We start from the raw sequence: 13,149 nt of genomic DNA on the forward strand, positions 1-13,149 counted from the left end.
CCATGAGCCAAGCAACAACCACCGTCTACCCCGCCCGCAAGATCATCACCATGAACCCTATGCAGCCGCACGCCACCCACGTGGCGGTGCGCGACGGCCGCGTGCTGGCCGTCGGTGCGCTGGCGGACATTCAGGGCTGGGGCCCCTTCACGCTCGACGAGCGCTTTGCCGGCAAGGTGCTGATGCCCGGCCTCGTCGAAGGCCACTGCCACCTGAAGGAAGGCAGCATGTGGGACTGGACGTACCTCGGCTGGTTCGACCGCCGCGACCCCGAAGGCAAGGTGTGGAGCGGCTTGCGCTCAATGGACGAGGTGGTCGCTCGCCTGACCGAAGTGGCCGCGAAGATGACGGCCGACGGCGTGCCCGACACCGAGCCGCTCATCGCCTGGGGGTTCGATCCCATCTACTTCGGCGGCGAGCGCATGACGGTGCAGCACGTTGACCGCGCGAGCAGCACGCGCCCCATCGTCATTGGCCATGCCAATGGTCACCTGATGAACGTCAACGGCGCGATGCTGAACATCGCCGAGATCACGCGCGACAACGAGGTCGAAGGCGTGGTCAAGTTTGCGGACGGAGCCAGCGAAGGCGAGCCCACCGGCGAGCTGCAGGAGCCGGCTGCCATGTTCCTGGTGCTGCGCAAGATCGGCAACGCCGGCTTGCTCGCGCCGATGACCGAAGCCGGCGTGCGCTCTTTCGCGCGGCTGGCCTGCCTGCAGGGCGTGACCACCGCGACCGACCTCGTCAACAAGCTCACGCCCGAAGACTGCGGCGTGCTGGAGACGGTGACGCAGGACGACGGCTTCGGCGTACGCATATTGCCCGCGTTCCAGGCCTTCCACGGTACGCACGGCGCTGCACAGGGCGCGGAGCATGTGAAGGGCCTGATCCCGCGCAACACCGACCGCCTGCGCTACGGTCTCGTGAAGATGATGCTCGACGGCTCCATCCAGGGCTTCTCGGCGCGGCTGCGCTGGCCGGGGCATTTCAACGGCGCGCCCAACGGCATCTGGGTGACCGCGCCCGCGCAGTACGAGGCCGACTTCGAGACCTATCACCGCGCCGGGCTCACCATCCACACGCACACCAACGGCGACGAGGCCAGCGAGGTTGCCATCGACGCCATCGGCCGCGTGCTCGCGCTCGCGCCGCGCCCCGACCACCGCCACACGCTGCAGCACGGCCAGATGATCGATGCGCCATTGTTCCGCCGCATGGCATCGCTGGGCCTGTGCGCCAACCTGTTCGCCAACCACATCTGGTACTGGGGCGACCAACACTACGAAATGACCATGGGCCCCGACCGCGCCAACCGGCTCGACGCCTGCGGCAGCGCGCTGGCGGCGGGCGTGCCGCTGGCCATCCACTCCGATGCACCCGTCACGCCGCTCGGGCCGCTCTTCACCGCATGGTGCGCCGTGAACCGCATCACGCCCAAGGGCCGGCTGCTGGGCGAGGCCGAGCGCATCAGCGTGCCGCAGGCATTGCGCGCCATCACGCTAGGCGCCGCGTGGACGCTGAAGCTCGACGGCGAGATCGGCAGCATCGAATGCGGCAAGCGCGCCGACTTCTGCGTGCTGGAAGACGATCCGCTGGAGATGGACCCGATGGCTCTGAAGGATGCTCGCGTGTGGGGCACGGTGCTGTCGGGCCGCGTGTTCGAGGCGCAAAGAGCTTGAAGGCCACATGACGCCGAAGAAGAAGCGCCTGCCGCTCACCGTCATCGGCGGCTTCCTGGGCGCGGGCAAGACCACGCTGCTCAACCGCTGGCTGCGCGAGGCGAACGGCCTGCGCATGGCGGTGCTGGTGAACGATTTCGGCGCACTCAACATCGACGCCGGACTCATCGCCGCCACGCACGGCGACACCACCGCGCTGACCAACGGCTGCGTGTGCTGCCAGATCGGCGACGACCTGGGGCGCGCGTTGGTAGACGTGATCGAGGCCAAGACTCCGTTCGACGCAGTGGTGATCGAGGCCAGCGGCGTGTCAGACCCGTGGCGCATCGCGCAGATCGGCATGGCCGCGCCGGAGCTGAGTCTCGAAGGCGTGATCGTGTTGGTGGATGCGAGCGCGGTGGCGCAGCAGTCGGCAGACCCGCTGCTGGCGGACACGCTGGTGCGGCAGCTGAAATCGGCCGACCTGGTGGTGGTGAACAAGGCCGACATTGCATCCGCCGAGGCGCTCGCTGCGGCCAGAGCGTGGGTCGGGGCGACAGCACCGGGAACGCCGTGCATCGAGACGACTGAATCGGCGGTGCCGCTGGCGCTGCTGTCGGGGTTGCCGCATGGGGATGTGGCCCCGCATGTCTGCGGTCATGACTGCCACGATCACCACGGCCATGACAACCCCGATCACGGATCGTTGTTTCAGACGTGGAGCGCGCGGCCTGAAGCGGTGATTCCCACAGCCACGCTGCGCGCCTGGCTGCGCGAGGTGCCGCCCGGTGTGCTGAGGCTCAAGGGCTTGCTGCGCACTGGCGACGGTGAATGGTCGGAGGTGCAATTCGCCGGCCGCCATGGCAGCTTGCGCAAGGCCGCGCCACCCGCCGATGACACGCACCCCGGCGTTGTCGCCATCGGCCTGCGCGGACAGTTGCCTGAAGAAGCCCTGAAGGAGTTCTTCGCGCCCTGAGCCGGGTCATGTTGCAATCGCATGTCTTTCAACGTGCAGACCACCGACGCCATGACCTCCCCCTCCCTCCTGATTCGCCCGCCGACGCCGCAAGACTACGTGGCATGGAAGCCGCTCTGGGACGGCTACAACGCCTTCTACGGACGCGAGGGCACTACCGCCCTGGCCGACGAGATCACACAGGCCACCTGGCAGCGCTTCTTCGATGCCTACGAGCCGGTGCACGCGCTGGTCGCCGAACGCGACGGCCAGTTGGTCGGGTTGACGCACTACCTCTTTCACCGCAGCACCACGCGCCTGGAGCCGAATTGCTATCTGCAGGACTTGTTCACGCTGCCGTCGGAGCGCGGGCGCGGCGTCGGCCGCCAGCTCATCCAGGGTGTGTACGAGCGCGCGAAGGATGCGGGCGTGCATCGCGTGTACTGGCAAACGCACGTGACCAACACCGCCGGCCGCACGCTCTACGACAAGGTCGCAACGCACGACGGGTTCATCGTCTACGGCACGCTGGTCTGAGCCCGCGGGGCCTTCGGTACCCGACTCAGTACTTGATGGTGACGCCGGCCTTCACGCCGTTGTTGTTCTTGCCGTCCGACGACAACCCGCCCGAGAGCGACAGATTGCCGCCCGTGCTTCCGCCCAGCGAGTAAGTGGGCCGTGGCATGGAGGTGTCGGTACCGATGTAGGTGCCGCTGCCATCGGGCCGCAGCACGCCGACCGTGCCGCCCTTGACGGTGGCCGATGTTTCGGTCGGGTTGACGTTGGGCGCGACGTACACGGAGCCCTTCTCGTCGCTGTCGACGGGCACCTTGACGGGCTCGGCCTGTGTGGAAGCGCCGAGCGCGCTCAGCCCCAGGGTTGTTGCAAGGATCAATTGACGCATCGTGGCCATGCTTGGTCAGCTGGCGGGCAATCCGCGTAGGACTAAAGGAGATTCGGGGTGCGAACCACGGCCGAGAAGGTGTCGCCCCCGGCGAGGGGCAGGCGAAGCGACACGAAGTGCGCGAAGCCTTGGGGGGCATTTCATTACAGCATTGAGAACTTGTGTACTCAAGGGTCAAGCTAGTGGCAAGTGCATCGATCACGCTCTACGATTACCTGTCCGCAATCCAGACAGGAGATCGCCCCATGCCCCCCATCGAAGTCGTCATGCCCGAGCAGTTGCATAGCGCGCTCGAAGCCCAGAGCCGCACGCCGATCGCACGCATCGGCGAGGCGCTGACTTCGCTGGGCATGATCACCGACGAGCAGCTTCGCGCGGGGCTCGCGCAGCAACAGCTCGAGCCCACGGTGCCGCTGGGCGAGACGCTGGTGCGCATGGGCGTAGTGAGCCGCGGCCAGTTGCAGACCGCGCTGGTGCGCAAGATGGGCTATCCCCTCGTCAACCTGCATCTGTTTCCCGCGGCAGCCGAGGCGTTGCGCAAGCTCCCGTATGCGGTGTCGCGCCGCCTGCAGGTGATGCCGCTGATGCTGCACGAAGGGCGCCTCGTCGTGGCGATCGACGACCCGACCAGCCGGCATTCGGCACTCGACGAAGTGGAGTTCATCGCCCAGATGAAGGTCACGCCGGTCGTCGGGCAATGCCTCGACCTCGACGGCGTGCTGCGAGCGGTGTACGAAAAGATCGGCGAGCACACAACCTCCTCTCCTGGCGTCTTCTCGTCCAGCCTCGATCCCAGCCAGCCGCTCGATTTCGACATGGCCGGCACCAGCGAACTGCTGCAGACGCTCGAGAAGGAAGGCCCCGCCGCGCCCACTTCCGACGCGCCCATCGAGCAGTCTGACAACTCGCTGGTGCGCATGATCAACAGCATGATTCTCGAGGCGCATCGCGAGGGCGCATCGGACATTCACATCGAGAGCTATCCCGGCCAGGAAAAGACCCGCATCCGCTTTCGCCGCGACGGCCTGCTCTACACCTACCTGGAGCTGCCGCCGAGCTACCGCAACGCCATCGTCGCGCGCGTGAAGATCATGTGCGACCTGGACATCAGCGAAAAGCGCAACCCGCAGGACGGCAAGATCAACTTCGCGAAGTACTCGCCGCAGCACCGCATCGAACTGCGCGTGGCGACCATTCCCACCAACAACGGGCTCGAAGACGTGGTGATGCGCATCCTGGCATCGGCCAAGCCCATTCCCATGCGCGAGCTGGGTCTCTCGCCGAACAACCTTGCGCAGCTGACCAAGGCCGTCGAGCGCCCCTACGGCATGGTGCTGTGCGTGGGCCCCACGGGCTCGGGCAAGACGACGACGCTGCACTCGGCGCTGATGCACATCAACACGCCGGAGCGAAAGATCTGGACGGCGGAAGACCCGGTCGAAATCACGCAGGCCGGGTTGCGCCAGGTGCAGATCAATCCGCGCATCGACTGGACCTTTGCCAAGGCACTGCGCGCCTTCGTGCGCGCCGACCCGGACGTGATCATGGTCGGCGAAATCCGCGACGAGGAAACCGCGAAGACCGCCATCGAGGCCTCGCTGACCGGCCACCTCGTGCTGTCGACCCTGCACACCAACAGCGCGCCCGAGACTGTGACGCGCCTGCTCGACATGGGCATGGACCCGTTCAACTTCGCGGACTCGCTGCTGGCCGTGCTCGCGCAACGGCTGGTGCGCCGCCTGTGCAAGCAATGCACCAGCAGCAAGCCCGCAAGCCCCGAGACCGTCGACGAACTGCTGGACGACTACATGCACGCCTTCGGCGCGCAGCAGCACGATGCGGCCCAGCGCCAGGCGGTGCGCAACGACTGGGTGCAACGCTACGGCCGCGACGGGCACCTGCATACCTACACCAGCACCGGCTGCAAGCATTGCGGCGACACCGGCTTCAAGGGGCGCGTAGGCATCCACGAACTGATGACCATGTCGAAGACGCTGCGTCGACTGGTGCAGACCGGCGCACGCGCGGAAGAGCTTCAGCAGGCTGCCCTGCAGGAAGGCATGCGCACGCTGCGACAGGACGGCATCGAGAAGGTGCTGGCCGGGCACACCACCATCGAGGAAGTGCGCGCCACCAGCAACGTGTAAGAGCGGTAAGGGCGAGCCCGCGAACGCAGAGCCGCTACAGCTGGCTCTGCGGAATGAACGGCGCGATCAATCGCAGCTTGAAGCGCTGCCACGCCGAGGTTTCGGGCGGCACGTCGTAGGCCGTTTCCTTGCCGTCCTCGTCTTCTTCGACCCACTCGACGTTCCGGCCGGTGGCGTCGAGCCGCAAGCGATAGGAGCTGCCCGCATCCGCGAAGCTCAACAGCTGCCGCGCCATCTCCGGGCTGTCGATGATCACGCCCAGTTCAGTGTTGAGCCGGGCCGAGCGGGGGTCGAGGTTCATCGAACCGAGGAACACCTGCTTCTGGTCGACGATGCCGTTCTTCATGTGCAACGCGCCCGTGCGGTGGCCGAAGATGCCGTACTTGCCGCGCTTCACACTCAGCGTGGGGCTCAGCTCGTAGATGGTCACGCCGGACCTGAGCAGTTCGTGGATGTGCGGCCAGTAGCCCACGTACACCCATGGCTCGTCAGTGGACGCAAGCGAGTTGGTGACCAGCGACACGCTGATGCCCTCGGCCTGCGCCCGCGCCAGGTTGGCCACGGCCGCGTCGGACGGAACGAAATACGGCGACACCATCTTGATGCTGGAGCGCGAAGTCTCGAACCACTTGATCACGCCTTCGGTCACCGTGCCCTTGATGGAGTTCTCGCGCTCGTTCAGGCCCTCGGTCTTGGTGAGCGGATCGAACAGCACGCGCGCATTGGCCCACAGCAGCGGGCTCAACTGGTGCTCGGCCAGCTCGAAAGGCAGGTTCAGCATCGGCACCATGTCGAGCGGCACGACGGAAGGCTCGTTTGCGCTGGCGTTGAGGATCTTGCCGTCCAGCGGGATTCGGAATGCCTCGGGCGGTTTTGCCGTGGCGGTGAGCGCTTCGAAGTTCTGCTGCAGTTGCGCGGGCGTGAGCGTGCTGCGTGCAATCTGGCCCACGGGGTAGACGACTTCGCTGTTCCAGTAGTGGTCGAACTCGTTCGACAGTTCGCGCACCACCGGGCCGGCCGCGAAGACGTCCATGTCGACGAAGTTGCTGCCGGCGGCATTCATCACGTATTCGTCTGCCATGTTGCGACCGCCCGCCACGGCCGCGGCGTTGTCGGCCACGAAGAGCTTGTTGTGCATGCGCCGGTTGATGCGGTCGAAGTCCAGGCCCGAGCTGATGAAGCGCGTCACGTCGCTGCCGCGCCCGCCCGGGAACGGGTTGAACAGGCGCACCTGCACGTTCGGATAGCTGGCGAGCGCCAGCAGCAGATCGTCTTCGCCAGTGGTGTAGAGGTCATCGACCAGCAGCCGCACGCGCACTCCGCGCAGCGCGGCGTCGCGCAGCTCGCGCATGAGGGCACGGCCCGTGTTGTCTGCGGCCAGCAGGTAGTACTGCACGTCGAGGCTGCGCGTGGCGAGCTTCGCCATTTCCATGCGGGTGACGAAAGATGTGGGGCCGTAGGGCAACAGCTGAAAGCCCGAGCGGGCGTCCTGCGGCAGAACCTTCTGCGTGATCACGCTCAACGGCGTGGCCGAGAAATCGGAGATGGCGCTGACGGGCTGTTCCGGCACACGGGGCGGCAGGCTGGAGCAGGCGCTCATCAGCATCGAGAAGGCAAGCGCCAGTGCGGCAAGCGACGCACGCCAGCATGCAGTCATCATTTCTTCTACTCCCGGCTCGGTTGGCGCAACATCCCGCGAGGGGATGATCCGGCCGAGAGTATGACGCGAGCCTGACCGTCAGACCGTCGGCACCGCCCGCGACAACGCCTTGTGCTGCGCAATGCCCGCGTCCACCTGATTCTTGAAGAAGGCGTAGCAGTACCAGCGGTAGGAGTCAGTGTTGTAGATGGTGGCGTTCTTGTGTCCATCCGCAAGGCGCTTCACCTGCTTCGATCCGATGAAGTGGCCCCGCCCTGAAGCCGCCAGCTCTCCATGAGCGTTGTTGCCGCTGCATTGCGGGATATTGGCATCCGCACGGGGCGCGTAGTGAGCGGCATTGAGCAGGTCATGATGCTCCTGACACACTCCGCAGATGTCGGCGAGTCCGAGGTTGTGCCCCACTTCGTGGATCAGCACACCGGCATGGAAGTGCCCGACCGCCCCCTTGGGAAATGCCGGCCCGATCGCCATGAGATAGCCGCCCCGGCCGCCCTTCAACAGGGCGGCGTCGCCTTTTTCCTTGCTGTCGTACACCATCCAGCGTGGATCGCGCAGGTCGACCACCATCTGGTCGATCTTGGTTCGCACATAGCTCGCGCGCGACGCGAACCCGGACTCGGCGCTTGCGTTGCCACCGGCAACACCTGCCTTGCGGGTCGCGCTGCTGCCGTGCCACGCCCGTGAGCCGAAAATGGTTTCGTAGCTCGTCTTGCCCGGCCATGTGTACAGGCCGACATGGCGCCTGGCTTCCTGGAGCATCAGGAGTGCGGTGTCGAGGCAAGTCCCCAGTTCGTCGACCCGTGCCTGGTCGAATCCGACGAAGCGCACATGGCGGTGATTGCCGGCAGCGGGCTTCAGCACCACCTGGTCGACGATTTCCCGGCATCTTTCGACCGTCAGCTCCTGATTCATCAATCCGAGGCCGAGGCCGTCTGCAAACTGGATGGCGTGGCGAACCTTGCCCAACTGCAACTCGATGGGAAAGTTCTGACGGACGTAGTCGGACAGCCTGGGCATGCGTGGCACCTTGAAAACCGGGAGGCGATGAGTCTCCCATCGAATGAATACTTTTCACCTCCCATGAATTGGTCACGCGAGCCGCCGGCCCGCACCTTGGAAGCGGCGCCCAGGCCTCGGCGAGCGGCGGCGCGAACGGCGGGTCTTCGGGTGCGGCGGCATTGGTCACGGGCAGCGTGGCCCTCCGCTCCGGCAGCCAGGTAGCCGGCGGCGCGACCAACAGCGTCGCCATCGATGCGAACTCGCTCGCCACCGCGGCCAATGCTGTCTCCTTCGGCTCTGCCGGCCAGACGCGCGCATTGGTCAACGTCAGTGCCGGCGCGGTGAACGCCACGAGCACCGATGCCGTCAACGGCAGCCAGCTCTACACCGTGCAGCAGACCGCCTCGACTGCGCAGTCCCTCGCGCAGAATTCGGCGCAGCACGGCGCGGGCGGCACATCGCTGCAACTCAACGCCAACGGCGGCGCCGGCACCACCATCAGCAACGTGAGCTGAGTGAACCGTATCGCCTTGCGGCGGGCCGTCGATGTACCGCGCTGCGATTCGTATCAGAGTTTCGAACGGCTGCTTTGCGATTGGATCCTGAGAGTCGACGAAGAATGCTGCTGGATGGCGGTTTAGGGCCCACTGCGGGTCTACGCGGCGGCGAAAAACAGCCGTTCAATTCAGCCGTCGCATACGAGAGAGAACGGATAAGCTACGACCGCCGGTAGCAGGCCTATTTCTGCCATCCCATCAATTGACGAGCCATAAGATTGGCCTCTTCCATCCGAGCTTCTTTGAGGCACATTGATAGCTTCTTTCCCCAAATGCCTGCCACCTTGGCAACGACTATGGGTTCGTCTCCCACAGTTACCGCCAGCACCTGACCCATGTGGGCCGACGACCAGCGCTTGAGCCGCTCAGCTCCTTCATCTGTGAAGGTGAGCAGCACCGATGGCTCCTCAAGTTCTTGCGTGGTCACGTTGCAGTCTGAGCCAGCTGTCGCGCTCTCGATGTCCACGTCCGAGAGAACGGACTCTTTGGAGAGCCATACCCTGCCATGTGGACCTGCTCCCCCTCTCTGGCGTGCCTCCTCCATGCCGGGAACTTCTATGTAACTGGCCAGCTTCACTTGGAGCGAAACGCTGGACGGGCCAAGGCGTGCCGGAGGTAGGTTCGCTCGAGTTGCCTTCAGCTGATCCGCAATTTGATCAAGACGAAGCCAAGCCTCTTGCGGCATCTCTACCGTCCAGCAGGCGTTCGACTTTTTGACGGTAAGAATGCGCTGTTTGCGGCCTGGATTGGGCTCACCAATGGTGGTGTAGCCAACAACGATCTCCTCCCCGAACCACTGTGGCGCGCCACTAAGAATGACCACGTCCTTTACCCGCGTCGACGAGCCTTCTGCGGTCAAGAAGGCTGTGGCGAATTCCCTGTCTGTCGCGGCCTTCAGCCGAGCAAAGGTCCAATCAACGCCTAGGCGACGTTCACGGAAAGCCTTCGACCCTGGCGAATACTCGTCGTCCATGAGCTGCTGTACTCGTTGGCGGTATCGATTGAGCGATACCCGGTTCAGCAAGTCCAGCGTCTTGGCGCGGTCAGAGGCCGCGTGCGTGACGAAACGCATCGCGGCTTCCTCGCCGTCCTTCATGCATGAGGGTGATTGGTCTGCTGCATGCGCCACTCCCAAGAGGCTTGTAAATACAAAGGCTCCGGCCATAGCTGAAAGAAATCTCATGGGCTTCATTGATTCGTCAACCTCTGCATGTCTTCTGTGTGGAACTGAGGTTCGACCGACCAGTCTTGGCCGACTGTAGCCGGTGGAATCACCGTCGAGAAGAGGCCAAAGCGGAGGCTCATCGCGAGCGAAAGCAGCCGGCCCCAGCTAACCGAACATCCCGACATGCACGTCGGTCAGGGCTAAGCCATCGAAAGAGGTCAATCCGACGCTATGCCCCCAGAACATCTCCCCGTCGGAGTACCAGAAATCAATAAGGCCTCCACCCGTAACCTGGAATGAAGTCGGAGAAAGGTTTGCCGCAAACTCAGTTTCCGTGAGTGCGGGCTTCTCGAACTCCTCCATGGCACCGTCCGCTTTGGTAACTCGACCAAAGCGCCATTCTGTGTTGTAGGACGGTAGAAGGTCAGCCGCGATGAGCGTCCGGCACCGAGCATCAAGTTCTGCAAGCCTTGGCATCGCGTTTGCCGCAAGCGTTAGCGCATCGTCAAGCGGGCCGCCGTCTGAATCAACCCAAATCTCCAGTTCAACATCACCTAACTTTTTGGACGTAGCAAGAACGCCAGATAGTGTCTCGTGCGGTTCAAGCCTGCCCAGAACCGGATGGTCCAGGCCGGCGAGTTTGATTCGCTTCATCTGATGTAGCTTCGTTTAGGTCCGCTTGTGGCCGACTGTAGCCTCACGATTGACTAGCGCAAAGGGCCCAAAGTCGACACTAGCGGAGCGATTTGTAAGCCCGCCGGATGGCGTAGAACATCAGAGCGCCTGCTAGACCGTGAAGCGAGTAGACGGCCAAACTTTCAACATACTGGAACCAAGCAAACCTGGTTGGCTCCCCATCCGTGTACGTCTCGACATAGGTGCCGTGCCAGTTGTTTCCTGCGGAATAGCCGGGAAGTTGGCGAGGCCAAAAGATTCCGAGGGGCAAGGCACCAAGGATGATCCCTGCCGCCGCTATGGTTAGCCAACTGTCGAGTCTGTATCTATGGAGTAGGAAGAAGGCAGGAAGCCCCAAGCAGACCATCACCGCGAAACTGACGCCAAGCACAGCGGCAATAAGGAATCCGAGGCCGTCGAGCGACTCCATACTCGTTAAGTACACAGGAATCAGGGAGGCAAGCAACACGATAGGCTGAACGGCTATAGCTCCCAAGGTTGCGAAAAATAGTCGCATTCCATCCCTCATTTCAGTGTCCGGTTCTGGCCGTATACGGGCTAACCGTCGCTTGCCCGGAAGAAATGCGGAGCAATTGCGACGGCAAACGATTCGCCGAACTCCGCGACTCGTTTCTTTTTCAGAAAGCCCTTTTCGGTAATGCGGTAGGGCACGTAGATGAAGCGTGAGAACCCTGATGCTTCGAGGTGCACACGAAGTCCGTCAGGGGCGCTTGGTGAGTATTCAGCGGGAATGTTTACGTTCGCGGCCAGTGCCGCGGCCAACAGCTTCCCGGCGGCCGCATCGGCAGCGAAGCTGCCGCCAAGCAGTGCGTAAATCTCCTGGGGATTCGGCCGCTCCTCGCCGTTGTGACCGCCCACACTTCCGAGCTTGCCGTCGTTAGTCAACGTTGCGCCAAACGGATAGAAGTCCCCCGCGTCTTCGAGCATCGTTCGAGCGAAGTCGGTGCAATACGTGACCAGCGCGCTGAGTTGTTCGGGAGAGACCGCCATGCTTGCTCCATTTGATGCAGGTTTTGCTCACTCAACATTCTTGAACAGGCAAATTCTGCCCGCTCCTCGACCGTCCAGCTCTGCCAGAATTTGACCTGTTGGAGCGACGGACCGGTCGTGGCCGACTGTAGTCCTAGTCGTCAACCAGGGCGCTGCGCAGGAACGCGAGCATTCTGGGCCACGACTCCCGTCGTGCACGTGCCGTACCTTCAGGCGTCCCACCCATGTCCATTGCTTCGCCGGACACGGGATGCTTCGACTTGAGCATTGTTGTCGGAGCATTCGGCCAGGCAATGCTGTGTCCCGCACCCGCGTACGCCAGATGCTCGACGCGATGGTGAAAGCCTTGTTGCTTGAAGCGCTGAACGGCGAACTCCGTCAGTTCGGTCGACGGCCAAAGCTTGTCATCGATGCCGGTAATCATGAGGACGGGCCCGTTGATTCTTTCTACTCGGATGGAAGTTCTATTCGCGTATGCAGCATCTCTCAACGGAATGAAATACCAGTCGAAGCTGTCCTTTCTTGCATCGTCGGCGGCCAGCGCCTTGTCCCATTGCTCATAGGTAAGTGTTCGGGCATAGGGAATCTCTTGGCCGCTCTGCGTCCACGCGCCGTATCCGCTTTCGGGGTACGACGGCCACAAGATTCCGCTGGGCACGTAGGCGACCACCGTCCGAATCTCAGGGTAGGTCGCACCTAGAAGCAATGCAAGTTCGCCGCCTCGCGAGACACCCACGACGCCGATGTGCTTCGCGGCGACGCTAGTTTGAGCCGACATCCAATCCAGTGCCGTGCCAAAGTACTCGAGCGGGATGCGGTCGAGCGTTGGCGGCAAGCCTTCTGCGGCGAAATACGCCAAAGCGAGCGCCGCATACCCGTGGGATGCCAACAATGCCGCCATCTCCTGAGACCAGGCCAGCCCTCCGTTGGAACCACCAACTACGAGCACAGCCCGGTGTGGTCCGAGTTGGGCGGGCTCAAACATCTTGCCGAAAAGCCCGCCCTCTCGCACCTCTCGCGACACGACGCCTGGACCGACATAGACGCGACGAATTTGATGAGAGATCGGCGATGATTCGCCTTCCATCTCCGCAACCATTGTCGCGGTAAGAGGGTCCCTACTCATGCCCTCGAAGCCCTTGGCAAGGTCTCCATCCACTGGCGCCCGAGACCAGAAGAGCCCCATGGCATCCACACCTTCGTATGAGCCCGAAATCGGGGCATGACTACTGAGGTCCACAACTCCGTTGGAGTCCGCCTTGAAGGCGGCACTCGAAAAGAGAACAACATCATTGAAGCTGCTCCAGAGCTTCAAGGTAATTACCACCCCGGGCTGAAGGTCCAGAACACGAATCGCAACGGTCTCGTCAACGAGACAGGTTTGGGGCAATGTGTCGAACTTCATTGGCTAGGAAGGA

Annotated in this window: 12 protein-coding genes; 5 read left to right on the top strand and 7 right to left on the bottom strand. The window is 63.3% G+C overall.

Annotation, left to right across the window (positions count from 1 at the left end):
* The first annotated feature begins 2 nt into the window (after positions 1-2).
* From ACSFCA_RS15810 to ACSFCA_RS15820, 3 genes are read left to right on the top strand one after another with little or no spacing between them, the layout of a single operon-like run.
* On the top strand, positions 3-1,679 hold the full coding sequence (locus ACSFCA_RS15810; RefSeq protein ID WP_435460131.1) for an amidohydrolase: 1,677 nt from the start codon (positions 3-5) through the stop codon (positions 1,677-1,679).
* Positions 1,680-1,686: 7 nt separating this feature from the next.
* The gene (locus ACSFCA_RS15815) at positions 1,687-2,634 is read left to right on the top strand and encodes a CobW family GTP-binding protein (RefSeq protein ID WP_435460132.1); all 948 of its coding nucleotides are present in this window, start codon (positions 1,687-1,689) and stop codon (positions 2,632-2,634) included.
* A 51-nt stretch (positions 2,635-2,685) separates the two neighbouring features.
* Complete coding sequence (locus tag ACSFCA_RS15820; protein WP_435460205.1) at positions 2,686-3,150, top strand: GNAT family N-acetyltransferase; 465 nt, start codon at positions 2,686-2,688, stop codon at positions 3,148-3,150.
* A 25-nt stretch (positions 3,151-3,175) separates the two neighbouring features.
* Here ACSFCA_RS15820 and ACSFCA_RS15825 read toward each other — a convergent pair whose 3' ends face one another.
* Positions 3,176-3,526, bottom strand: coding sequence for a hypothetical protein (locus ACSFCA_RS15825; protein ID WP_435476999.1), 351 nt, complete (start codon positions 3,524-3,526; stop codon positions 3,176-3,178).
* A 236-nt stretch (positions 3,527-3,762) separates the two neighbouring features.
* Between ACSFCA_RS15825 and ACSFCA_RS15830 the strand changes: the two genes are divergently transcribed.
* The gene (locus ACSFCA_RS15830) at positions 3,763-5,664 is read left to right on the top strand and encodes a GspE/PulE family protein (RefSeq protein ID WP_258353664.1); all 1,902 of its coding nucleotides are present in this window, start codon (positions 3,763-3,765) and stop codon (positions 5,662-5,664) included.
* Positions 5,665-5,698: 34 nt separating this feature from the next.
* On the opposite strand, the gene ACSFCA_RS15835 is transcribed toward ACSFCA_RS15830, so the two are convergent.
* Both ACSFCA_RS15835 and ACSFCA_RS15840 read right to left on the bottom strand, forming a co-directional pair.
* Positions 5,699-7,324 carry a phospholipase D family protein gene (locus tag ACSFCA_RS15835; RefSeq protein ID WP_435460133.1) on the bottom strand — a complete coding sequence of 542 codons (1,626 nt, stop codon included), beginning with the start codon at positions 7,322-7,324 and terminating at the stop codon, positions 5,699-5,701.
* Positions 7,325-7,402: 78 nt separating this feature from the next.
* Positions 7,403-8,341, bottom strand: coding sequence for a hypothetical protein (locus ACSFCA_RS15840; RefSeq protein ID WP_435460134.1), 939 nt, complete (start codon positions 8,339-8,341; stop codon positions 7,403-7,405).
* A gap of 68 nt (positions 8,342-8,409) precedes the next feature.
* Between ACSFCA_RS15840 and ACSFCA_RS15845 the strand changes: the two genes are divergently transcribed.
* A complete protein-coding gene (locus tag ACSFCA_RS15845; protein WP_435460135.1) occupies positions 8,410-8,838 on the top strand; it encodes a hypothetical protein in 429 nt (142 codons plus the stop codon).
* A 223-nt stretch (positions 8,839-9,061) separates the two neighbouring features.
* On the opposite strand, the gene ACSFCA_RS15850 is transcribed toward ACSFCA_RS15845, so the two are convergent.
* The 4 genes from ACSFCA_RS15850 to ACSFCA_RS15865 form a co-directional block, all read right to left on the bottom strand.
* A complete protein-coding gene (locus ACSFCA_RS15850; RefSeq protein WP_435460136.1) occupies positions 9,062-10,063 on the bottom strand; it encodes a hypothetical protein in 1,002 nt (333 codons plus the stop codon).
* A gap of 147 nt (positions 10,064-10,210) precedes the next feature.
* Positions 10,211-10,699 (bottom strand): DUF2262 domain-containing protein, encoded by a 489-nt coding sequence (locus tag ACSFCA_RS15855; RefSeq protein ID WP_435460137.1) that lies wholly within the window; start codon positions 10,697-10,699, stop codon positions 10,211-10,213.
* A 579-nt stretch (positions 10,700-11,278) separates the two neighbouring features.
* Positions 11,279-11,731, bottom strand: coding sequence for a hypothetical protein (locus tag ACSFCA_RS15860; protein ID WP_435460138.1), 453 nt, complete (start codon positions 11,729-11,731; stop codon positions 11,279-11,281).
* A gap of 133 nt (positions 11,732-11,864) precedes the next feature.
* Positions 11,865-13,136: an acyl-CoA thioesterase/bile acid-CoA:amino acid N-acyltransferase family protein gene (locus ACSFCA_RS15865; RefSeq protein WP_435460139.1), complete on the bottom strand. Its 1,272-nt coding sequence runs from the start codon at positions 13,134-13,136 to the stop codon at positions 11,865-11,867.
* Positions 13,137-13,149 lie beyond the last annotated feature (13 nt).

It is taken from the genome of Variovorax multivorans (genome assembly GCF_051216835.1).
Taxonomy (GTDB): Bacteria; Pseudomonadota; Gammaproteobacteria; order Burkholderiales; family Burkholderiaceae_C; genus Variovorax.